This window comes from Bradyrhizobium sp. USDA 4473 (assembly GCF_054063335.1).
On record NZ_JBSSGE010000001.1, the window covers coordinates 6,739,422 to 6,760,628 of the forward strand.

General features: G+C 65.3%; 20 protein-coding genes. 3 read left to right on the forward strand and 17 right to left on the reverse strand.

Annotation, left to right across the window (positions count from 1 at the left end):
* Positions 1–5 precede the first annotated feature (5 nt).
* Positions 6–1,358 carry an aminotransferase class III-fold pyridoxal phosphate-dependent enzyme gene (locus ACVW17_RS31905; RefSeq protein WP_456755571.1) on the forward strand — a complete coding sequence of 451 codons (1,353 nt, stop codon included), beginning with the start codon at positions 6–8 and terminating at the stop codon, positions 1,356–1,358.
* Here the strand turns inward: ACVW17_RS31905 and ACVW17_RS31910 are convergent.
* The 11 genes from ACVW17_RS31910 to ACVW17_RS31960 form a co-directional block, all read right to left on the reverse strand.
* Complete coding sequence (locus tag ACVW17_RS31910) at positions 1,344–1,649, reverse strand: hypothetical protein (protein ID WP_456755572.1); 306 nt, start codon at positions 1,647–1,649, stop codon at positions 1,344–1,346. The two genes, ACVW17_RS31905 and ACVW17_RS31910, sit on opposite strands and share 15 nt — an antisense overlap.
* Entirely contained in the window at positions 1,646–3,544 is a 1,899-nt protein-coding gene (locus tag ACVW17_RS31915; RefSeq protein WP_456798281.1) for a copper amine oxidase, read from the reverse strand. Before ACVW17_RS31915 ends, ACVW17_RS31910 begins: the two co-directional genes overlap by 4 nt.
* A 179-nt stretch (positions 3,545–3,723) precedes the next feature.
* A complete protein-coding gene (locus ACVW17_RS31920; RefSeq protein ID WP_456755574.1) occupies positions 3,724–4,722 on the reverse strand; it encodes a branched-chain amino acid ABC transporter permease in 999 nt (332 codons plus the stop codon).
* Between the two features lie 26 nt (positions 4,723–4,748).
* Positions 4,749–5,615 carry a branched-chain amino acid ABC transporter permease gene (locus ACVW17_RS31925; RefSeq protein WP_229182581.1) on the reverse strand — a complete coding sequence of 289 codons (867 nt, stop codon included), beginning with the start codon at positions 5,613–5,615 and terminating at the stop codon, positions 4,749–4,751.
* 18 nt (positions 5,616–5,633) lie between these two features.
* On the reverse strand, positions 5,634–6,332 hold the full coding sequence (locus ACVW17_RS31930) for an ABC transporter ATP-binding protein (protein ID WP_456755575.1): 699 nt from the start codon (positions 6,330–6,332) through the stop codon (positions 5,634–5,636).
* Entirely contained in the window at positions 6,319–7,050 is a 732-nt protein-coding gene (locus ACVW17_RS31935) for an ABC transporter ATP-binding protein (RefSeq protein WP_456798282.1), read from the reverse strand. The genes ACVW17_RS31930 and ACVW17_RS31935 overlap by 14 nt, the downstream gene beginning before the upstream one ends.
* Before the next feature lies 1 nt (position 7,051).
* On the reverse strand, positions 7,052–8,365 hold the full coding sequence (locus ACVW17_RS31940; protein ID WP_456798283.1) for an ABC transporter substrate-binding protein: 1,314 nt from the start codon (positions 8,363–8,365) through the stop codon (positions 7,052–7,054).
* A gap of 46 nt (positions 8,366–8,411) precedes the next feature.
* A complete protein-coding gene (locus ACVW17_RS31945; protein WP_456798284.1) occupies positions 8,412–9,500 on the reverse strand; it encodes a CobW family GTP-binding protein in 1,089 nt (362 codons plus the stop codon).
* Positions 9,500–11,167, reverse strand: coding sequence for an amidohydrolase (locus ACVW17_RS31950; protein WP_456798285.1), 1,668 nt, complete (start codon positions 11,165–11,167; stop codon positions 9,500–9,502). Before ACVW17_RS31950 ends, ACVW17_RS31945 begins: the two co-directional genes overlap by 1 nt.
* Before the next feature lie 321 nt (positions 11,168–11,488).
* Positions 11,489–13,066 (reverse strand): gamma-glutamyltransferase family protein, encoded by a 1,578-nt coding sequence (locus tag ACVW17_RS31955; RefSeq protein ID WP_456755580.1) that lies wholly within the window; start codon positions 13,064–13,066, stop codon positions 11,489–11,491.
* Between the two features lie 332 nt (positions 13,067–13,398).
* Positions 13,399–14,073 carry a helix-turn-helix transcriptional regulator gene (locus ACVW17_RS31960; RefSeq protein ID WP_212023088.1) on the reverse strand — a complete coding sequence of 225 codons (675 nt, stop codon included), beginning with the start codon at positions 14,071–14,073 and terminating at the stop codon, positions 13,399–13,401.
* Positions 14,074–14,118: 45 nt separating this feature from the next.
* On the opposite strand from ACVW17_RS31960, the gene ACVW17_RS31965 reads away from it, so the two are divergent.
* Entirely contained in the window at positions 14,119–14,340 is a 222-nt protein-coding gene (locus ACVW17_RS31965; protein ID WP_456755581.1) for a hypothetical protein, read from the forward strand.
* Positions 14,297–15,499, forward strand: coding sequence for a serine hydrolase domain-containing protein (locus ACVW17_RS31970; RefSeq protein WP_456755582.1), 1,203 nt, complete (start codon positions 14,297–14,299; stop codon positions 15,497–15,499). The genes ACVW17_RS31965 and ACVW17_RS31970 overlap by 44 nt, the downstream gene beginning before the upstream one ends.
* A 15-nt stretch (positions 15,500–15,514) precedes the next feature.
* Here ACVW17_RS31970 and ACVW17_RS31975 read toward each other — a convergent pair whose 3' ends face one another.
* From ACVW17_RS31975 to ACVW17_RS32000, 6 genes are read right to left on the reverse strand one after another with little or no spacing between them, the layout of a single operon-like run.
* Positions 15,515–16,918: an amidase gene (locus tag ACVW17_RS31975; protein ID WP_456755583.1), complete on the reverse strand. Its 1,404-nt coding sequence runs from the start codon at positions 16,916–16,918 to the stop codon at positions 15,515–15,517.
* A 17-nt stretch (positions 16,919–16,935) separates the two neighbouring features.
* Complete coding sequence (locus tag ACVW17_RS31980) at positions 16,936–17,697, reverse strand: SDR family NAD(P)-dependent oxidoreductase (protein WP_456755584.1); 762 nt, start codon at positions 17,695–17,697, stop codon at positions 16,936–16,938.
* Between the two features lie 60 nt (positions 17,698–17,757).
* The gene (locus ACVW17_RS31985; RefSeq protein WP_456755585.1) at positions 17,758–18,468 is read right to left on the reverse strand and encodes an ABC transporter ATP-binding protein; all 711 of its coding nucleotides are present in this window, start codon (positions 18,466–18,468) and stop codon (positions 17,758–17,760) included.
* Complete coding sequence (locus tag ACVW17_RS31990) at positions 18,458–19,177, reverse strand: ATP-binding cassette domain-containing protein (RefSeq protein WP_456755586.1); 720 nt, start codon at positions 19,175–19,177, stop codon at positions 18,458–18,460. The genes ACVW17_RS31985 and ACVW17_RS31990 overlap by 11 nt, the downstream gene beginning before the upstream one ends.
* A 3-nt stretch (positions 19,178–19,180) precedes the next feature.
* A complete protein-coding gene (locus ACVW17_RS31995; protein ID WP_456755587.1) occupies positions 19,181–20,254 on the reverse strand; it encodes a branched-chain amino acid ABC transporter permease in 1,074 nt (357 codons plus the stop codon).
* 13 nt (positions 20,255–20,267) lie between these two features.
* Positions 20,268–21,134, reverse strand: coding sequence for an ABC transporter permease subunit (locus ACVW17_RS32000; protein WP_456755588.1), 867 nt, complete (start codon positions 21,132–21,134; stop codon positions 20,268–20,270).
* Between the last annotated feature and the right edge of the window lie 73 nt (positions 21,135–21,207).

The following is a 21,207-nucleotide window of genomic DNA, read 5'->3' on the forward strand; positions in this document are numbered from 1 at the left end:
CGATCATGCGCGACAGAAACTTTCTGGTTGAGAACAACGCCAAGCCGATCTGGCACCCGATGGCCCATCCTGCCGAGATGCGGGCGCAGCCGCCGCGGATCGTGATGAAGGGCGAAGGCGTCGAAGTCACCGACATCGACGGCAAGACCGTGATCGATGCGGTCGGCGGCTTGTGGAACGTCAATCTCGGCTACAGCTGCGATCCGATCAAGCAGGCGATATCAGACCAGCTCAGCGCGCTGCCGTATTATTCAGGCTTCCGCGGCACCTCCAGCGGTCCCTCGATCGAGCTCGCCTACGAGCTCACCGAGTGGTTCAAGCCGGAAGGCATGGTGCGCGCCTTCTTCACCTCGGGCGGATCGGACTCGGTCGAGACCGCGCTGCGGCTGGCGCGGCAATACTGGAAGATCAAGGGCCAGGCCGATCGCACCAAGTTCCTGGCACTGAAGAAGGGCTATCACGGTACTCATTTCGGCGGCGCCTCCGTCAACGGCAACGCCAACTTCCGGCGCAACTATGAGCCGATGCTGCCCGGCGTGTTCCATATCCCGGCGCCGTCGAGCTACCGCAATCCCTTCAACGAGACCGATCCCGCAAAGCTCGCGCAGCTCTGCGCGGCGGCGATGGAAGAGGAGATCGCGTTTCAGGGCGCCGACACCATCGCGGCCTTCATCATGGAACCGGTGTTAGGTGCGGGCGGCGTGATCGTGCCGCCGGACAACTTCATGAAGCTGGCGCGTGAGATCTGCGACCGTCACGGCATCCTGATGATCGCCGACGAGGTGGTCACCGGCTTCGGACGCACCGGCGCATGGTCGGGCTCGCGGCTGTGGGGCGTGAAGCCCGACATGATGACGATGGCCAAGGCGATCACCTCGGGCTACTTCCCGCTCGGCGCGATGCTGATCGGCGAAGCCGTCGCCGAGGCCTTCGAGGCCGACACCACGACATTCGGCTCGATCGGCCATGGCTACACCTATTCGGGCCATCCGGTCGGCTGCGCCGCCGGCCTGGCGGCGCTCGCCGAGACCCGCCGCCTCAGGCTCGACGAGAACGCCGCTGCGCGCGGCAAGGACCTTGCGCAGGCGCTGGCCGCGCTCAAGGCGAAGCATGCGCTGGTCGGCGATGTCAGGGGCAAGGGCCTGATGGCTGCGCTCGAGCTGGTCGCCGATCGCGACAGCAAGAAGTCAGCCGACAAGAAGACGATGGCCAAGGTCGCCGACGCCGCCTACGAGGCGGGCGTGATGCTGCGGGTCTCCGGCAACAACCTCATCCTGTCCCCGCCGCTGATCCTCACCACGGCGGACGTGAAACGGATCGCCGAAGGAATCGACGCCGGCCTTTCAGCGGCCGGCTGACAGTGCGCTGACGCAGGCTATGGCGCGCTCGAACACCGCGCCATCGGCCTTGTCGCGATCGAGGCAGTCGGCCAGCGACGCGGCCGACATCGTCTGAACCGTGCAGAAGATCCGCATGAAGTCGGCCGCGAGCGCGACCTTGCGCGGCGCGGGTTGTCGGTCCCAGTCGTCGCTGCTCAAATAGAGCAAGGACGCATCGTTGGTGCCGGCTTCGGCCGCTGCGCCGAGCGCGGCTGGGGCTGTCGCCAGCAACGCCAGCAGGGCGCCGATGCGATACATGCGGGCCTTCATTTCGTATCCCGGGCGTTCACCATCGGCGGGACGTCGAGCGCGGGATTGCGATCGAAGAAATTGAACGGCCGCAGCCGGAAGCCGTGCCACAGGCCGGGCATGACAGGCCAATCCTCGGCGCGCGGCACGTGGCGGAAGCCGACCGTGTACCACAGCACGAGATCGCGATCCTCGATCGGCCGCTTCGCCGCGGTCCATTTCGGCAGGCCGTCGACCTCAGGGTTTCCATTCGGGTACATGCCCGCGGCATAGCGCTCGTCACGGGCATAGGCCGAGGTCCATAGCGTGTAGGCGCTGAAGCCGGCACGCAACTGGATCGGATCGTCCTTGGCGAGCACCGAGACGTCGGAATGGCCGGGCATGATCTGGTAGCTGGTGCGGTAGCCGTGTTTGTTGGTCCTGCCCGCGCTCTCGATCCTGAACTGCGCCGCGTTCAGCGGCGTCGTGATCGGCCCTTCGGTCGGAACCGGCCTGGTGTCGACCTGCCACAGGCTCTTGCGCTGGCCCTGCTCCAGCCGGCGGACATTGAAGCGGTCCTCGACCAGGCGGTTCGCGGTGCCGTCGACGTCCATGTCGATCCGGAACGTCATGTAGTGATCGTGGTTGACCGCCAGCAGTCCTTCGTCGACCAGTGTGCCGTAGGCAGTATCCTGCGCGGCGGTCGGGTCGCTCAGTGTCTTGCTCGCCACGCCCTTGGTGGCGTCGATGCCGTAGGCGCCGAGCTTGACGTCGATGTTGCCGGCGCGGTCGAACACGTAGTCGACCAGATAGTCGTAATTGCCGACCACCGGCGCCATCCGCACCACCAGCTCATTGTTCGGCCGCACCTCGGCGGTGTTGTTGAGCAGTTCGCTGTGGCGCCAAATCGGATCGCCGGTCGGGCGCTCGAAGATGCAGACCGCGCCCTTCGAGACGACCGGATTGCCCTTGGTGTCCGAGATCGTCAGATCGAGGTAATGTGCGCCTTCTGGGCAATCCACGCCGCGCTGCAATTCGCTGGACAGCACGCCGAAGCCGTACTCGCCGATATCCATATAGGCGCGAAACGACCAGGTCGGCGTCGGATCCATATAGGGCACGAACATCTCGCTCGCCGAGATCTGATAGGCGATGTCGCGGAAGCTGCCGTGGTCGTCGTAGCGGATCAGCGACAGCACCGCGCCGACGCGCGGCTCGAGGCGGACATGGAACGACCAATTGTCCCAGCGGACCTGGCCGCCCTCCACCTTCACATTGCTGCCCTCGGGCGCCATGATCTCGATCGGCTTCGGCGGCTTGCGGTATTTGCCGGAGTCGGCATAGGCGTGCGAGGGCGTCTGCGGCGGTGGCGGCACCACGCCGAGATCGGTCACCGACAGCACCGTCCTGCTCTTGAGATCGACCTGGGCGAACAGGTTCTCGATCGGCTTGCCCCACAGATTGTTGGCGGCGCCTGACGTGTCGACGCAGGGCACGTTGAGCAGGCGGCGGCCTTTCAGCGTCGGATCCGTCATCGGCCCGACCGTCAGCGGAAGGCACAGCACGTTCTTGAAATCGGTGATGCCGCGCTTGGCCATCGCGGCGATCCAGCGCGGGTCCTGCTTCGGCAGATCACCGGCGGACATCAGCTCGTCGATGGTCAGCGCCGCCTCATGATCCCTGATCTCCTCCCAGCCGATGAGACTGCGCGCAGCGAGGTCGATATGCGCCTCGTAGAGATGCCCGCCGCTTAGCAGCGTCGCAGTGGCGCGCCGCGTGAACGGTTGTCCGGGCTTCCACGCCCGCACTTCGTCCTTGGGATCCTCCTCGACCGTCATGGACACGACCCGCGTCGCATCGTCGAGCTTGCCGGCGCCGCGGAGGATATCGGAGACGGAGCGGATCTCGTCGGTGGTGAGCCCATCCATCGGGTGCATCGCGGCCGCCTACGGCCACATCCTGCGCTCGGCCTGCGCGGCCGTCGGCACCGTCAATGTCGCCACGATCAGACCCGCCAATGCCCATCCGCCATGCCGAAATACCAGAGCCATCACGCCCTCCACTCAAAGCCAGAACAGTCAGAATACAAGCAATGGTGACGGCGTGAAGGCCTGCCTCATCCGGTAACCCGTTCTGACGTGGCCGGCAGGATCGCGGCTGCGGCCGGCCGCGGCGCGGCACGGTGGACATCGAGCAGCCGCACGCCGAGGCGATCGCGCAACGCCGGCCAGAGGCCGCGGGGCGCCACGATCATCACGACGACGGCGATGACGCCGAGCCCGACCAGATACCACCCGCCGGACAGGCCGAGCGGCCCGGTCATCAGCTCGCGCAGGCCGAAGAAGATGATGACGCCGAGGATCGGGCCTTCGAGCGTGCCGATGCCGCCGATGATCACGATGAACATCATGTAGACCGACCAGTTGACGTCGAACGCCGCCAGCGGCGCGATGAACAGATTGCCCATGAAGCTGAGCGCACCGGCAAGCCCGCATCCCGCCGCCGACAGCACGAAGGCGATGAAGCGGTTGTGGCGGACATCGACGCCGACGCTCATCGCCGCAAGATCATTGTCGCGCACGCTCATCAAGCCGAGCCCGAAACTCGAGGTCATCATCTTGTACAGCGCGGCGATGGTGACGAGAGTCAGGCCGCCGGCGAGCCAGAACATCGTCGGCTCAAACCAGTCGAAATCGATCAGCTTGCTAGTGGCGAGCGGCACGCCGGAGGTGCCGCCGACCGCCTGCGACTTCATCGTGAAGGCGCCGATGATCTCGGCGAACACCCACATCGCGATCGAGAAATAGGCGTCGCGCAGCCGAAACAGCGGAAACGCGATGATGGCCGCGACGGCTGCGGCCACCAGCGGCGCCACCGGCAGCACCCAGATCGGGGTGACCTCGAGCCAGCCGGAGGTCAGGAACAGCGCATAGGCGCCGAAGGCGATGAAGACTTGGTGGCCGAGCGAGACCAGCCCGGCATAGCCCGCCAGCAGGTTCCACATCTGCGCCATCGTCAGTAGCAGCAGGCATTCGGTCGCGAGCCGCAGCACGCCTTCGTTGAGCACGAAGGGCGCGCCGGCGATGATCGCAACCAGCACGATGGCAGAGGCCAAAAGAATTGTCCGTGTCGGCATCGGCGTCACACCCTGCTCGACACGAGACCCGACGGGCGGATCAGCAGCATGATGAAGAACAGGAGGTGCGCATAGAGCAGCCCGGCATTCGGATCGATCTTCAGCCCGATCAGTTGCGCCATGCCGAGCGCGATGCCGCCGAGCAGTGCGCCCCAGAACGAGCCGAGCCCGCCGAGCACGACGACCTCAAAGGCGATCAGGAGCCGCTCGGCACCCGAGAACGGCGTGAAGCTCGAGCGCACCGCAAGCAGCACGCCGCCGATCGCGCCGAGCGCCAGCGACAGGCCCATCACATAGTTGTAGACCCGGTCAGGCTTGACCCCGGACAGCCTTACGATGTCGCGGCGGTCGGCGGTGGCGCGCACGATCCGACCGAACTCGGTATGGCGCAGCACGAGCTGCAGCGCCATGAACAGCAATGCAGCGAGTACCAGCGTGAGCAGCGGCATGATGCCGATGTTGAGGCCGGCAACCTCGAGGCTGGCCCGCGACAGCTCGCCGACCTGGAGGCTGCGCACGTCGGCGCCGAAGATCTCGACCATCACGTTGCGCAGGATCACCGAGACGCCGAAGGTCAAAAGCAACGGCGACAGCGGATCGGGTGAGGTCACGACGCGGTTGACGATGAGCGCCTGGTACAGCCAGCCGACCGCAAAGGACAGTGCGATCACCGGGATCAGCATCAACAGCGGCGAGACCTGCGGAAACAGGTTGGAGAGCAGCACGGCGCAGAATGCGCTCAGCACCATGAACTCGCCATGGGCGATGTTGACGACGCGCATCACGCCGAACACCAGCGCGAGCCCGATGCCGAGCAGGCCATAGAGCCCGCCTAGCAGAGCCCCGTTGATCAATGTCTCAACCCAGATCATGTTCGTTGCCAATCCTGGCTAGTTACCGAAATAGGCGTGGGTCAGCTGCTCCGGCTGCATTCCTTGCGCCGAGCCGGTCAGCGACACCCGCCCCTTCAACAGGCAATAAATTCGTTCAGAGGTCGCGAGCGCGCGCTTGACGTCCTGCTCGACCAGCACGACGGCAGTGCCCTCGCGGCGGATATCGGCAAAGGAGCGATAGATCTGCTCGACCACGACCGGCGCAAGCCCGAGCGAGATCTCGTCGCACAGCAAGAGCCGCGGGTTCGACATCAGCGCGCGGCCGATCGCCGCCATCTGCTGCTGACCGCCCGAGAGTTGGCCCGGAAACATCCGGCGACGCTCTTCGAGAATCGGAAACAGCTCGAACACCCGCCGCAAGGTCCAGCTTCCCTTGCGCCGATTGACGCTGCCCATCAGCAGGTTCTCCTCGATGGTCAGTGAATCAAACAGCAGGCGGCCCTCGGGCACCATGATGAGGCCGAGCCGCGAGACGTCCTCGGCCGGCATCTGCAAGATGTCGATGCCATCGAAATGCACCGCCCCCTGCCGCTCCTCGTTGAGCCCGACCAGCGCCTTCAGGAACGTCGACTTGCCGGCGCCGTTGGCGCCGACCAGCGCCACCGCCTCGCCGTCGGCGACGGTAAAGTTCATGTCGAACACAGCTTGCAGATCGCCGTAGAAGATCTGCAGGCCGTTCACATCAAGCAACGCCATCGGCCTTCAATCCCATGTAGATCTCGCGCACCACGGCGCTGTCCATGACCTCAGCGGGCGGCCCCTCCAGCACCTTGCGGCCGAAATCGAGCACCAGGATGCGGTCCGACACCGCGCGCAGCGCGTGGGGAATGTGCTCGATCCAGATCATCGTATGGTCTGCCTTCACCGACTGGATGATCGCGACGAGGCGCTCGACCTCAGGCTCGGTCAGCCCGGCGGCGATCTCGTCGAGCAGGATCAACTTCGGCTTCGACGCCAGCGCCTTGGCGAATTCCAGCCGCTTGCGGTCGATCAGCGGCAGGGCGCCGGCGAGCTTGTCGGCCTTGGCGTCAAGCCCGGTCCGCTGCAACACCTCCATGGTCCAGTCCGATGCCGCCTCGCCATACAGGCCGGCACCGTAGGACGCCGCGACCAGCGCGTTCTCGTAGACCGAGAGATGCGGGAACGGCTGCGGAATCTGGAACGCGCGCCCGAGCCCCATCCGCGCTCGGCGATGCGGCGGCAGCTCTGATATCTCAGCGCCGTCGAGCATGATCGACCCGCCGTCGGTCTTGAGCAGGCCGACGATCAGGTTGAGCAGCGAGCTCTTGCCGGCGCCGTTCGGACCGATCACGCCGAGGCATTCGCCGCGCGCCAGAGCGAAGCCAACATTGTCGGCGACAACGATCTCGCCGAAGCGCTTGCAAAGCCCGCTGACGCGCAGAAGCGGTGCCATCTCAGGCCAGCTTGGAGAGCAGCTGAAGATCGGCCTGCTTCGGGATGAACGGCGCGGTGCCGTTGTGCACGATCAGCAGTTCGTATTTCGACTTGCCGCCCTTGGTCTTGCGCCACTGCCCGCCCGACAGCGAGGTCACCGCGACGTTCTTGATCGGCGTTCCCTTGAACTTCACCGGCCCGACCACCGTCTCCATATCGAGACCCGCGATGGCATCGCGCAGCGAATTCTTGTCCTTTGGGTCGCTGTTCTGCAATGCGGCGAGCGCAACCTCCCACAACGCATGCGCGTAACCGATCGGTTGGGTCCATTGCTTGCCGGTCGTCTTCTCCCATTCGGCAGCTAGTTCAGCCGCGCTCTGCCCGGTCAGCGAGGATTTGAACGGATAGGCCGGCGTCCACCACACTTCGGTGGACATGCCGTCGCCGCGATCGCCGAGCGCGTTCACCGCACTCGGAAACAGGAACGCTGCCGCCACCGTGCAGATCTGCGGCTTGAAGCCAGCCTGCGCCGCCTGATTCCACAGTGTCACCCAATGATTGCCGTACGTGAAGCCGGAGACGATGTCGACGCCGCTGTTCTTGAACGACGACACCTGATTGGTGAAATCGTCGGTCGCGATCTGGAATTTGCCGGCGGAGAATTCCTGATAGCCCGCCGCCGTGATGCCGCCGGGCAGACCGACCTTCGGGTCGGAGAACGCCTGGCCGGCGGGATTGTCGATGTAGAGCGTGCCGACCTTCTTGTTGGTATCGACCGACTGCCACATGCCGAGGAAATTCTTCACGACGTCATCGGCGCCCCAGAAGAAATGATAGCTGTAGGGAAAACCCTTGTCGGGCGTCGACTTGCGCGGAAACATCCAGCCCTGCCACGGTACCATGGTCGAGATCGAGGGAATGCCCCGGGCGTCGGCGAGCTCCTGCACGGGTGCCTGGGCGTCGCCGTCCTCGATAAGGATCAGGTCGCATTTCTCCCGCAGCACCAGTTCGCTCGCAACCACCGACGAGCGGTTGGGATCGGACTGATTGTCCTTGAAAACAAACTCGACCTGCCAGGTCTTGCCGCCGATCTTCAGGCCGTCCTTCAGCCGCGCCTTGACGCGTTCATGGATCCAGGTGTCGGGCTCGGCGAAAGGTGCGCGGACGCCGGAGAGGCAGCCGACCCAGCCGATCTTGATCGTATTGCCGGCAGCCCTCGCGATGTTAACCAGCGGCACGTTGGTCGCCGATGCGAGGCCGGTGATACCGGCGGCCTTCAGCAGCGTGCGCCGGTTGAACGAACCAGCTCCCTTGCCGTTCTTCGTCTCAGTCATGTCCCTCTCCCTCCACAACCAATAATGAAACTATCCGATCACGGACCTACGCCGCCGAGCGTTGAATCGCGTTGCGGCTCACCGCGGCAAATTTGCACAAGGTGTTCTCGATGATCTGGCGCGGGATGCCGCGCACGATGAAGACCAGCCGCGAGCGCCGGTCCGCCGACGGCCAGCCGGCAAGCGTGATCGGCGGATGAAACACGTGCTGCACGCCATGCACCACCATTGGCGCATCGGGCTGCTCGGCGACATGCACGATTGCCTTGAAACGCAGCAGGTCTTCACCCTTGAGGGCTGCGACATAGTCGAGCCAGTGCATGAACGCCTCGCGCTGGATCGGCTCGTCGATCACAAGGCTGAAGGACGACACGCCTGCATCGTGCGTGTGGTGGCTGTGATGCCCGCAATCCTCGCCATGGCAATGGTGATCGGCGCGATCGTGCGGTGCGTTCGCCGCCTGCGCCGCCAGATTGAACCAGTTGACGACGTCGGCCGAGCGGGACGACGGATCGAACAGTCCGGCATCGAGAATCTTCGCTGGATCGATGATCCCGTTCCGCACATGCGCACGCGTTGCGACCGGATTGATCGCCGCAAGCTGCGCGTCGAGCCGCGCCAGCGCATCGTCGGCGGCAAGATCGGTCTTGGTTACCAGCAGCCGGTCGGCCACCGCGATCTGCCGGACGGCTTCGCCATGCGCCTTGAGCGTATGCGCGCCGTTGACGGCATCGACGGTCGCGACCACGCCGTCGATCCGGTAGCGGCCGACCACATCGGGTGCCGTCATCAGCGTGTGCAGCACGGGCACGGGGTCGGCGAGCCCGGTGGTCTCAACCAGCACGCGGTGGAACGGCGGGATCGTGCCATCAGCCCGGCGCGACGCGAGGTCGGCCAGCGTCTCGATCAGATCCTCGCGCACCGAGCAGCAGATGCAGCCATTGTCGAGCAGCGCCAGGCGATCCTCGCTGCTCTCGACCAGGAGATGATCCAGCGCCACCTCGCCGAACTCATTGATGATGGCGACGACGCCATTGAGCTCCTTCTGGCGCAGCAGATGGTTCAGCACCGTGGTCTTGCCGCTGCCAAGGAAGCCGGTCAGCACCATGACCGGGATCTGATGCACCGCTGCCATCACGCGCTCCGCTCGTAGACCTTGCGGCCCTCGAAGAAGGTCATCTCGACCCGCGTATCGGCGAGTTGATCCGGCGGAATGTCGAAGATCATCTGGTCGAGCACGATCAAATCGGCCGATTTGCCGACCTCGATCGAGCCGATCGTCTGGCCGAGCCCGGCCGCACGCGCGGCGTCGATGGTGTAGATGTCGATCACGGTTTTGAGGTCGAGCGCCTGCTCGGCCCATAGCGACTTGCCGGGAAAATCGCCGGTGGGATTCTGCCTCGTTACCATGCCCTCGATGCCCTGCCAGGGATCGGGGATCGGGATGACAGGCCAGTCCGAGCCGCCGGCCATCAGCGCCCCGGCCTCCTTCAAATCCCGGTTCGGCCAGAAGCGCTGCGCGCGCTCCTCGCCCATCGCGGCCTTGTGCGCCTCGAGGAAGACGGTCGGGTACCAGATGATCGGCGACAGATCGGCAGCGACCCCGAGCTCGGCGAAACGCTTGATGTCGTCGGGCGCGATATAGCTCGCATGCGCGATCTGGTGGATCAGATGGGTCGGGCCGTTGAAGCTGCGCACCACATCGACGGCGTCGAGCGCCTGGGTGACCGCGGCATCGCCGGCGCAATGGATCTTGGCGGCAAGGCCGAGCTTCTCGCAGCGGCCGAGCCAGCGGATCAGGTCCGGCACGGTCAACATGGTGGCGCCGCGGAAGCAGCAGCCGCGCACGGGATCGGCGACATACGGCTCGTGGAAGGCCGCGGTCTTGGCGCCCGGCACGCCGTCGAGGAACACCTTCACATAGTCGGGCTTCACATGCGCGCCGCGGTAATCCTCGCGCAGCGCAAACAGCTCCTCGCCGGACTTGCCGAACATGAAGCCGGGCTCGACCACCGGCATCGCGCAGACCGCCCAGGCCGTGAGCTCGCCACGATCGTCGAGCCCCTTCAGCGCCGCCAAGATCGGCTGCATGCTGGCGGCGTCGATGAAGGCGGTGACGCCATAGGCATTCAGCACCGAGATCGAGCGGCCCACCGCCGCGCGGTCCATCTCGGCGGTGTAGTGACCGGAGGCCGCGAGCGCGCGCTCGACCAGGCCCGAGGCGGCCTCGATCATGATCCCGGTCAAGGTCCCGGTCTTGAGGTCGCGGCCGATCTCGCCGTCGGTCGGATCGGGGCTGTCGGCCTGCACACCGGCCAGCCGCAGCGCCGCCGAGCTGGCCCAGCGGTTGTGATAGGTGTCGTCGCGCAGCACCACGGGATGTCCGAGACACGCCGCATCGAGCAGCGCGCAGGACTCCGCGGTGTTCATCTCGTTCAGCAGATTGTTGCCGAACTGCCCGCCGACGATCCAGGCGCCGGGCTTGGCGGCCGACGCCGCCTTGTGCAGGGTCTCGGCGATCCCTGGAATGCTGTCGGCGTTGGAGAAACGCAGCTCGTAGAGATCGGCCTGCCCGCCCATCATGATGTGATTGTGGATGTCGACGATCCCCGGCATCGCCATCCGGCCGCCGAGATCGACCGTCGCGGTCCCCTCGCCGATCAGCGATGCGACGTCGCGCTGCTCGCCCACGGCGATGAACCGGCCGGCCTTGACGGCCGCGCAGCTCGCCCAGGGCTGCGCCCGGTTCGACGTGTAGATCCGGCCGTTGCGGAAGACCGTGTCGGCGAATGTCCTGGTCATGCGGATCAACTTCTCGATTGGGAAAGCCTGGGGCGCGCACGGTGCGGTGCACGGCGGCCGAACCGCACACGACACCGGCGTGACGCCAAAGGTTCGGCATGTCGGCATTTGGAACAATCCACCGTCCGGTGGATGCTCCGCCACCTCCCCGCAAGCGCAGGGCTATTGCGAATTGCCTGCCTCCGCGGGGGCGCACTGCCAAAACCTGGAAAACAACCCCATGCAAAGGAGCCGGCGGCGTGCCGGCACTCGACATGGCGACTTGACATGTCCGGCAAATCAGAGGTATTGTTCTATTATTCCGAAATTGTGTGACGCACCTCAGAATCCCAGCGCCAGACCGTCCTTGCGGTGGTCCGAAGCGCCGAACAGGACGCCGCGGGCATGGTCGATGCGGATCGCCTGGCAGCCGCCGATCGGTTCCTCGGAGAAGCGGGCATCGTGGCCACGGGCGCGCAGCTCGTCGCGGACATCCGTCGAAATCGTCGTCTCCAGCGACAGTGCGCCGTCGAACGCGAAGGAGCGCGGCGCCTCGGCCGCGGCCTGGACGTCCATCTTCATGTCGAAGATGTTCGAGATCAGATTGGCGTGGCCCGCGGCCTGGTAATGGCCGCCCATCACGCCGAATGACATCACGGTCTTGCCGTCCTTGCGCAGCAGGCCCGGGATGATCGTGTGCATCGGCCGCTTGCGCGGCCCGAGCGAATTCGGATGTCCGGGCCTGGCGCGAAAGCTCCAGCCGCGGTTATGCAGCAGGATGCCGGATTTCGGCGCGTAGATACCGCTGCCGAACGGATAGAACAGCGAGTTGATCAGCGAGACCGCGTTGCGATCGCGATCGACCACCGTGACATAGACCGTGTCGCGATGTTCGATATCGTCCCAGACCGCGGGCGCGGAAGCCCGGTTCATGTCGATCTTGCTGCGGATCATCCCGATATAGTCTTCGGCAAGGAACGCCGGCGAATCGACCGTGCCGGTCGCGGGATCGCAGAAAAAGGCGTCGCGTGCGCGGTAGGCGGCCTTGGTGGCTTCGGCGAGCAGATGGATGCGATCGGCTTGCGCCAGCGCGCCGACGTCGAAGCCGGCGAGTGTGCGCAGGATCATCAGCGCGGCCAAGCCCTGCCCGTTCGGCGGACATTCAACCACATCGTGGTCATGGTAGCGCGCCGAGATCGGGCGCACATAGTCCGACCTCTGCGCCGCGAAGTCTTCGCTGCTGTGGGCACCGCCGAGGGCACGCAGAATGCTAACCATCTCGTCGGTGGCCTCGCCCGCGTAGAATGCCTCGCGACCGTGCTGGGCGATCCGGCGCAGGCTGCGGCCGAGCGCAGGCTGGGTGCGGATGTCGCCGACCTCGGGCGCCTTGCCGCCGGGAAGGAACTGCGCCGCGGCGTTGGCATCGATCTCGATCCGCGCCCGGAAGCGGCGCCAGTCCTCGGCGACGCGCGGCGTCACGCAAAAGCCCTGCTCGGCGGCCGCGATCGCCGGCCGGAAGATTTCTTCCAGCGACTTGCTGCCGTGATCGGCGACCAGCCGGCACCAGGCATCGATCGCGCCAGGCACGGTCACCGCCTCGGGCGCGGTCGGCGGAATGTCGCGGGCGCCGCTTGCGGCAAATTTCTCGACGTCGGTGCCGGCGGGCGTGCGGCCCGAGCCGTTCAGCGCAATCGGCTCGCCCGCGTGAGGAGAATAGAGCGCAAAACAGTCGCCGCCGATGCCGGTCATCTGCGGCTCGACCACGCCCTGCACCGCGACCGCCGCCACCGCGGCATCGACGGCATTGCCACCAGCCTTCAGCATCTCGACCGCGGCCAGCGTCGCCTGCGGGTGCGAGGTTGCCGCCATGCCACGCTCGGCAACCGCCACCGAGCGGCCGATGGCCATGAAATCACGCATGTCGAATCCTTCAATGTCTGCGAGCGGCAGCCGCTCGCCAACATTGTCGAATACGACACCGGTCCTTGCGGGACTCTCGGCTGGCGCAGGCGGTGGCAGCAATCCACCGTACGGTGGATCGGGAACGGCCTGCGGCAAAATTAATCGACGGGCACGTTCGATGTTGTCCCTGTGAACTCAGGGGGCCCATAACCACAAATGCTGATTGTTGTGCGCAGTTGGAACGACGAGTCCCGTTCACAACACGGGCCGCGGAGTATGGGTCCCGGCCCCCGTGCGCAATTGCGCACTAGGCCGGGACGACGCGTGGATAGAGCCGTGAGCTCACACCCTCAATGCGGCCGCGACATCATCGCCACGACGGCGGAGCGGGTCTCGACGCCGAGCTTCTCGAAGATGTGGATCAGATGGGTCTTCACCGTCGCCAGCCCGATGTTCAGGCACTCGCCGATCTCGCGGTTGGTGCGGCCGCAGCACAAGAGCTCGACGACTTCCATCTCGCGCGAGGTCAGGCCGTAGCGCGCCGGCTCGTCGGCATTCGACGATAGCCGGCTGGTCAGGTTGAATTCGAGATAATCATGGATCTTCTCCGCGATGTTCATGCTGCCGTCGGGGATGGTGCAACCCGGCGCCCACAGCACGCTCATGCCGGCGACGATCCGGTCATTGCGGCGGAAGAAGAACTCGATCATGTCGGCGACGCCGCATTGCCCGGCGAAGGCGCGGTAGGTCGCGGCCTCCTGGGTCGCGCATTGGTTGAGCGCCACGCTCAGCCGCGCGATCGGCCGGTTGCTGGCGGAGCGCGGATGCAACGGATCGAGTCGGTTCATGCCGGCCAGATACTGGTCGTGGAAACTCGGCGGCACGTTGCTGGAGAGCACGAAGCGGTTGAGGGTCAGGTTGCCGTCGACCTCGTAGAACGCCGTCGCCGACCCCTCGAGAATTCCGCGTGCGAACTGAATGGCTTGCGTAGTTGCCGGATCCGGTCGGCCCAGAAGCGCGATCATGACCTACCTCCCGATGTTTCCCGATGGCGAACGTCTGCGCGTCGCATGCCCGTCACGCTGGGGCAGCCGCAGGGCATAGTCAAGCAAATTGCGGGCCAAGCGCGCATCCTGAAACGGTTACGCCATGGTAACCCGACGGCCCCCTCCACCATCCGGTTGATTGCGAGCGGCGTGGCGCATGCGGAACTTTCGCATGTCTCCCAATGGCATCGCTGGATCAAGAATGAATTCGCGTCGCATCATGGCCGCCTTCCCGTCGGCGGCTGACGAACAAGTCACGCTCGCCAACTGGCGTCAACATCCGTTCAACGAGTGGGCATTCCGCAATGTCCGCGAACTGCTGCCGACCGCGAACATCACGCGCGCCGCGGCGGCAGCGCCGCTGTCGTTTGCGCCGCGCTATCTCGACGACGTCAGCTTCGCCGACCCACGCGGCGAGGAGATCGGCGTCGGCGAGGCGCTGCGGACCAGCCACACCGACGGCATCGTGGTGTCGCATCGCGGACAGGTCGCGTTCGAATGGTATGCCCACGGCCTGGCGCCGGATGCGCCACACCTGATCTTCTCGGTCAGCAAGTCGGTCGCCGGCACGCTGGGCGGCATCCTGGCCGATCACGGCAGGCTGGATCCCGACGCGCCGGTGACGCGCTACATCCCGGAGATGGAAGGCTCGGTCTATGGCGGCAGCTGCACGGTGCGGCATCTGCTCGACATGAGCGTCGGCATCCGCTTCGACGAGGATTACATGGCGCGCGACGGCGACGTCATGAATTACCGGCGCTCGACCGGCTGGGAGCTGCCGGATCCCACCATCCCGCCGAGCAATCTGCGCGACTATCTGCGCACACTGCGGCCAAACGGCGCGCCGCATGGCCAGACCTTCCACTACGTCTCGACCAACACCGACGTGCTCGGCTGGGTCTATGAGCGTGCCTGCGGCATGTCCTATGCAAAGATCCTGTCGCACTATCTGTGGCAGCCGATGGGCGCCGAGCACGACGCCTACATCAGCGTGGATTCACGCGGCGCAGCGCGCGTCGCCGGCGGCATCTGCGCGACACTGCGCGACCTCGCCCGATTCGGCGAGATGATGCGCAATCACGGCATCAGCAACGGGCGACAGGTGGTGCCCAGCTGGTGGGTCGATGACATCAGGCAGAACGGCAATGCCGAGGCCTGGTCGCGCGGCGACCTGACCAAGGTGTTCCCGAACGGCAATTACCGCAACAAATGGTACACGCTCGACCGGCGCGAAACGCCGTTTGCCGCGGTCGGCATCCATGGCCAGTGGATCCACATCGATCCGGCCAACGAGACCGTGATCGCGCGCGTCTCCTCGCAGCCGCTGCCGATGGACCTCGATCTCGATCACATGTGGATGCGCGGCTATCGCGCGATCGCGGCCAGACTTTCCGGCAAGGCGTAACCGACTGACGGCGCGCTATTCGATCGGCGGCCGCCGCGTGTGCCAGTCGGTCACCGACTGGAATGCGGCCCCGGCGCGGACCAGCACGTCCTCGGCGAGATGCGGTCCGACCAGTTGCATGCTGAGCGGCATCCGGTCGGACGCCATGCCCATCGGCAACGTGATGGTCGGGCTGCCCGAGAAGTCGAACACCGCCGTGAAGCGCAGGATGCTCAGGAGCACGGTCGGATCGGCGCCGTATTCGCTCATCTTGCTGAGCGTCGGGATCGGTACCGGCATGGTCGGGATCAAGAGGAGATCGATGTCCTCGAACATCGCAGCGAGCTGGCCCGCGAACTTCAGCCGCTCGTGATGGATCGCGGCGATGTCGACGCCGCTGGTCGCCCTGCCCTGCTCGATCAGCTGGGCGAGATCAGGCCCGTATTCCGACTTGCGCGCCGGGTAGGTGTCGAGATGGGCTTCCGCCGTCTCCACCGAGCACATCGCAATCCACTGGCTGACCAGCTTCTGATAGGGCGGAAAATGCATCTCTCGGATCTCGGCGCCGAGATCCGAGAGCGTGCGCTCGGCTTGCACGAGCGCGGCGACAACCTGCCGATCGATGCCCTCCTGGGTATATCTGCGATCGACGCCGATCCTCAGCCCCCTGATGCCGTCGGCGATACCGGCCAGATAGTTCGGCACCGGCGCCCGCAACGCGGTCGGATCGTTGGAGTCGGCGCCCGCAATGACGCCGAGCATCGCTCCCGCATCCGCAGCGCTGCGGCACATCGGCCCGACGTGATCGAGCGAGTCCGCCAGCGGGAAGACGCCGTGCCGGCTGACGCGGCCCCAGGTCGGCTTGATGCCGGTCAGGCCGCAGGTCGCCGACGGAAACCGGATCGAGCCGCCCGTGTCGCTGCCGATCGAGCCGTAGCAAAGACCCGCCGATGTCGCGACACCGGACCCGCTCGACGACGAGCCCACCCAATAGTTCACGTTCCACGGATTGAGCGGTGCCTGAACGGACGGATGGTGGCTGGTATAGGCGCCTTCCGTCATCTTGAGCTTGCCGAGCGTCACCGCCCCGGCGACTTCGAGCCGATCCACGATCGTGGCGTTGAAGGACGGCACGAATTTTGCGTGGATCGTGGTGCCGCCTGCGGTCGGTGCGAACGTCGTGTAGCAGAGATCCTTCAGCCCGATCGGAACGCCGTGCAGCGGACCGCGCCAGATGCCCCTGGCGATCTCCGCATCGCACTGCTTCGCCTGCCCCATCGCCCGCTCGGCAAGGACGTGCGCGTAGCCGTGAAACTGGCCGTCCAATTTGGCGATCCGGCTCAGCATCGCCTCGGTGATCTCCGAGGACTTGGCCTCGCCGCGCTGGATCAGCCCGGAAATCTCGGTGATCGACTTGTAGTGCAATGGATCTGCTGACATGTCGCTGTCGCCCCCAGCTAGAACTGCACGCCGCGCGTCAAGGCGCCATCCACGACGAGGTTCGTCCCGGTGATGAAGCTCGCCGCCTTGCTGGCGAGGAACACGGCGGCATTGGCCATCTCCTGCGGCGTGCCCATGCGGCCGGTCGGGTTGAGTGCCAGCGCGGTCTTGTACAGTTCGGGATTGCCGTCCTTGATCATGTTCCAGACGCCGCCCTCGAAATAAGTGTTGCCCGGCGACACCGAATTGGCCCGGATGCCTTTGGCCGCGAGCTGATAGGCAAGGCCCTGGGTGTAGTGGATGATCGCGGCCTTGAAGGTGCCATAGGGACCGCTGGCGAAATCGACTTCGCGTCCCGACACGCTGGAGATCGTGACGATCGCCGCCGCCGCGCTCTTCTCCAGATAGGGCATCGCGGCGTTGACGAGCCGCACCGTCCCCATCATGTCGGTGGAGAATTCCTTCTCCCAGCTCTCCTCGTCCTGCCCGATCGAGAGCGCGCTGACATTGGCGACCACGACATCGATGCCGCCGAGTTTTGCAGCCATATCGGCGACCCAGGCCTTCAGCGCCGGTCCGTTGGAGACGTCGACTGCACCGCCGAACGCAGCGACACCCTTGGCCTTGAGCGCGGTGACGGCTGCCTCGACATCCGCCTGGTTGCGCGCGCAGATGCCGACATTGGCGCCCTCGGCCGCGAACGTGTCGGCGATCGCTCTGCCGATGCCCTTGGTGCTGCCGGTAACGAGAACCTTTGCTCCCTTGAGTCCCAGATCCATGTCCATTCCCTCCGTTATTATCGATTGTCGAATGCAAGTCCTCGCCGCGCGGCCGGCCGCTCAAAGCAGCAGCTGCGCGCGCACATTGTCGGCGTTGACTTCCTCGCCGGCCAGCGATCGCGTGATCTTGCCTTTTTCCATGATGTAGCAGCGCTGGGCGATCTCCAGGATGGTGTCGAGGTTCTGCTCGACGAACACGATCGTGGTGCCGAGCTCGGTGCGGAACGATTTCAGCGCCTCGCAAATGTGCTGCACGATCGACGGCTGGATGCCCTCGGACGGCTCGTCGAGGATCATCAGCGCCGGATTGCCGATCAGCGCCCGGCCGATCGCGAGCTGCTGTTGCTCGCCGCCCGACATGGTGCCCGCGATCTGGCGCCGCCGTTCCTTCAGCCGCGGAAAATACGTGTAGACCAGCTCCGGCAATTTTTTTCCGTCGGGGCCGCCGATCAGCTCGCCGACCTGCAAATTCTCCTCGACGCTCATCTGCGGAAACACGTCGCGGCCCTGCGGGATGTAGCCGAAGCCGGCGCGCGCCCGCGCATCGGCCTCGAGTTGGGTGACATCCTGATCCATGAAGCTGATGGTGCCGCGCCAGGTTTGCAACAGCCCGATCAGGCAGCGCATCAGGGTCGATTTGCCGACGCCGTTGCGGCCGATCACGCCGACGATCTCGCCGCGCGAAACCTGCATGCTGACGCCTTGCAGGATCGGCGTTGCGCCGTAGCCGGCCCAAAGTCCCGACACGTCCAGAATGCGATCAGTGGGCATGGGTCTTACCGAGGTAGATTTCCGCGACCTTCTCGTCTTCCAGAATGGCGTCGAGGCTGCCGCGCGCGAAGATCTTGCCGAGATGCAAAACGGTGACGCGTTGCGCGACCTGCCGCACGAACGCCATGTCGTGCTCGACCACCAGCACCGTCATGCCCTCGGCATTGAACGACTTGATCAACTCGCCGGTCTTGTAGGTCTCTTCGGGCGACATGCCGGCGGTGGGTTCGTCCAGCAACAGCAGTTGCGGTTGCAGGGCCAGCGCCATCCCGATCTCCAGCCATTGCTGCTGGCCGTGCGACAGCGCACCGGCGAGCTTGCCGGAGTCCTCGGCCAGATTGAGCAGCGCCAACAGCCGCTCTTCCTCGGCAGCACATTCCGCGCCCGACAGACGTTCCTGCAACGCGATCTGGAGGTTCTGCCGCACCGGCAGTTCCTTGAACACGCTCGGGGCCTGCATCTTGATGCTCATGCCGCGCTGCACCCGCGCAAACGGCCGCTCGGCAGTGATATCGGTGGAGTCGAAGAAGATGCTGCCCGTGCTCGGCGGATAAAGGCCGACGATCAGCTTGAACAGCGTGCTCTTCCCGGCCCCGTTTGGTCCGATCAGACAATGGACCTCACCGGCATTGACCGTCAGGTCGACCTCGGAGACGGCGGTCAATCCGCCGAAACGCTTCGATACGCCTTTCACCTCGACGAGTGCCATGGCTCAGGTCTCATCCGATTGCAGGCGGCCGGTATCGGCTAATGCGGGGCCCTCGTCGCGACGCCGGCGCTTGCTCCACCAATCGACCACGAGCTTGCCGATGCCGAGCACGAAACCCTGCGGCGCCAGCATCACGGTGGCGAGCAGCAGCACGCCCATCAGCACCAGCGCCGCCTGCTGGCTGTAGACCGTGATGGTCTGGAAGCCGAACAGCAGCAGGAAGGAGCCGACCAAGGTCGCGGTCAGATCGTTGCGCCCGGAGAACGCGACCCACACGATCGGCATCGCCGCCGCCGGCAGGCCGATGCTGGACGGCGTGATGAACTGGCCCCAGGACGTGTACAGCGCGCCGCTGAGCCCGGCGAGGCCGCTACCGATCACGAAGGTCAGGAGCTGATATTTGCGGACGTCGTAGCCGAGCATCTCGGCGCGCTGCGGATTCTCGCGCGTCGCCACGATCACGTTGCCGACGCTCGAATTCACCAGCATGCGCAGCGCGCTGTAGACGATCACGATCAGCGCGATCATAAGGTAATAGAGCGCCGATCCCTCGATATCGAAGCTGCCGACGGTGAGCGGGTCCATCCCCTTCATGCCGTTGAAGCCGTTCAGCCGCGCCGGGCCGATATGCCATTCCGGTCCGGCGGTCTGGCCAAGGAAGAAGGCAAGCACGAGCGTGGCCGACAGCGTCACGATGCCGAAGAAGATCCCGCTGATGCCGCCCCAGATCATGAAGTAGCCGAGGATTCCGGCTGCGATCATCGCGATGACCACCGAGAGGACCAGCGCGGCAATCGTCGCCGTCCCGCCGCCCATGTTGATGGCGAGCACGCCATAGCCGTAGCCGGCGATGCCGAAGAAGAAGGTCTGGCCGAACGACAGCATGCCGCCATAGCCCCACATCAGGCAGAGCCCGAGCGCCATGAAGATCCAGATCAGGAAATAGGCGAAATTGCCGACATCATAGGAGTCGGCGAACAGCGGATAGATCAGCGCGCCCGCCAGCACGGCCAGGAAGCACGACCAGAAGATCTTGCCCCGTCCGAGCGTCTGCGGGCCCTCGAGCAGCTTCAACATCGGAAATTCCCGTCTAGCGCCCACGACGCACCAGCACGCTGGATAGGCCTTCAGGCAGCACACGTATGATCAGGATGACGGCAAACAGCATGCCGATCTGGCCGATGATCTGTCCGTAGCTCGCGTTCAGCGCCATCCGGATCATCGCCAGGAACACCGCGGCCGGCGCGGTGCCGAGCAGCACATTGGCGCCGCCGATCACCACGGTGACAAAGCTCTCGACCACGAAGGTCGCGCCCATGGTCGGGATCAGCGTCATGGTCGGCGCATAGAGCGCGCCGCAGAGGCCGGCAAGCGCGGTGCCGATGCCGAAGCTGATGGAATAGATCCGCCCGGTGCGCGCGCCGAGCGCCTTCGCCATCGCCGCATTCTGCATCGTCGCGCGCGCGATCACGCCGAACCGCGTCTTCATGAAGATGATATAGAGCCCGGCCAGCACCGCCACCGCAGCGCCGAACAGCACCAGGCGGTAGGTCGAGAACGTATAGCCGCCGATCGCAAAGCTGCCTTCCGGCGTGCCGATGCCGCGCACCGCGGAGCCGACGATCAGCAGCATCGACTGCGTCACGATCAGGCTGAGGCCCCAGGTCGCGAGCAACGAATCGAGCGGACGCTTGTAGAAGCGCCGCACGATCAGGAACTCGACGATCATGCCGATGATCCCCGCAGTCAGTGCCGCCAGGATCTGGGCGATCGGCAGCGGCACGCCGAGGTTCACGAGGCCGACGGTGACATAGGCGCCGCACATGATGAACTCGCCATGCGCCATGTTGATGACGCCCATCATGCCGAACACGATGGCGAGGCCCGCCGCCGACAGGATCAGGAACGCGAAGACGTCGGCGAACTGATAGAATACCGAGAAGAGCTCAGCCGACATTCCAGTCTCCGTGACCACGGCGCCGCATCAGTGCGGCGCCGGTTCGCTTCAAGTTCGAGATGCAATGCACGAG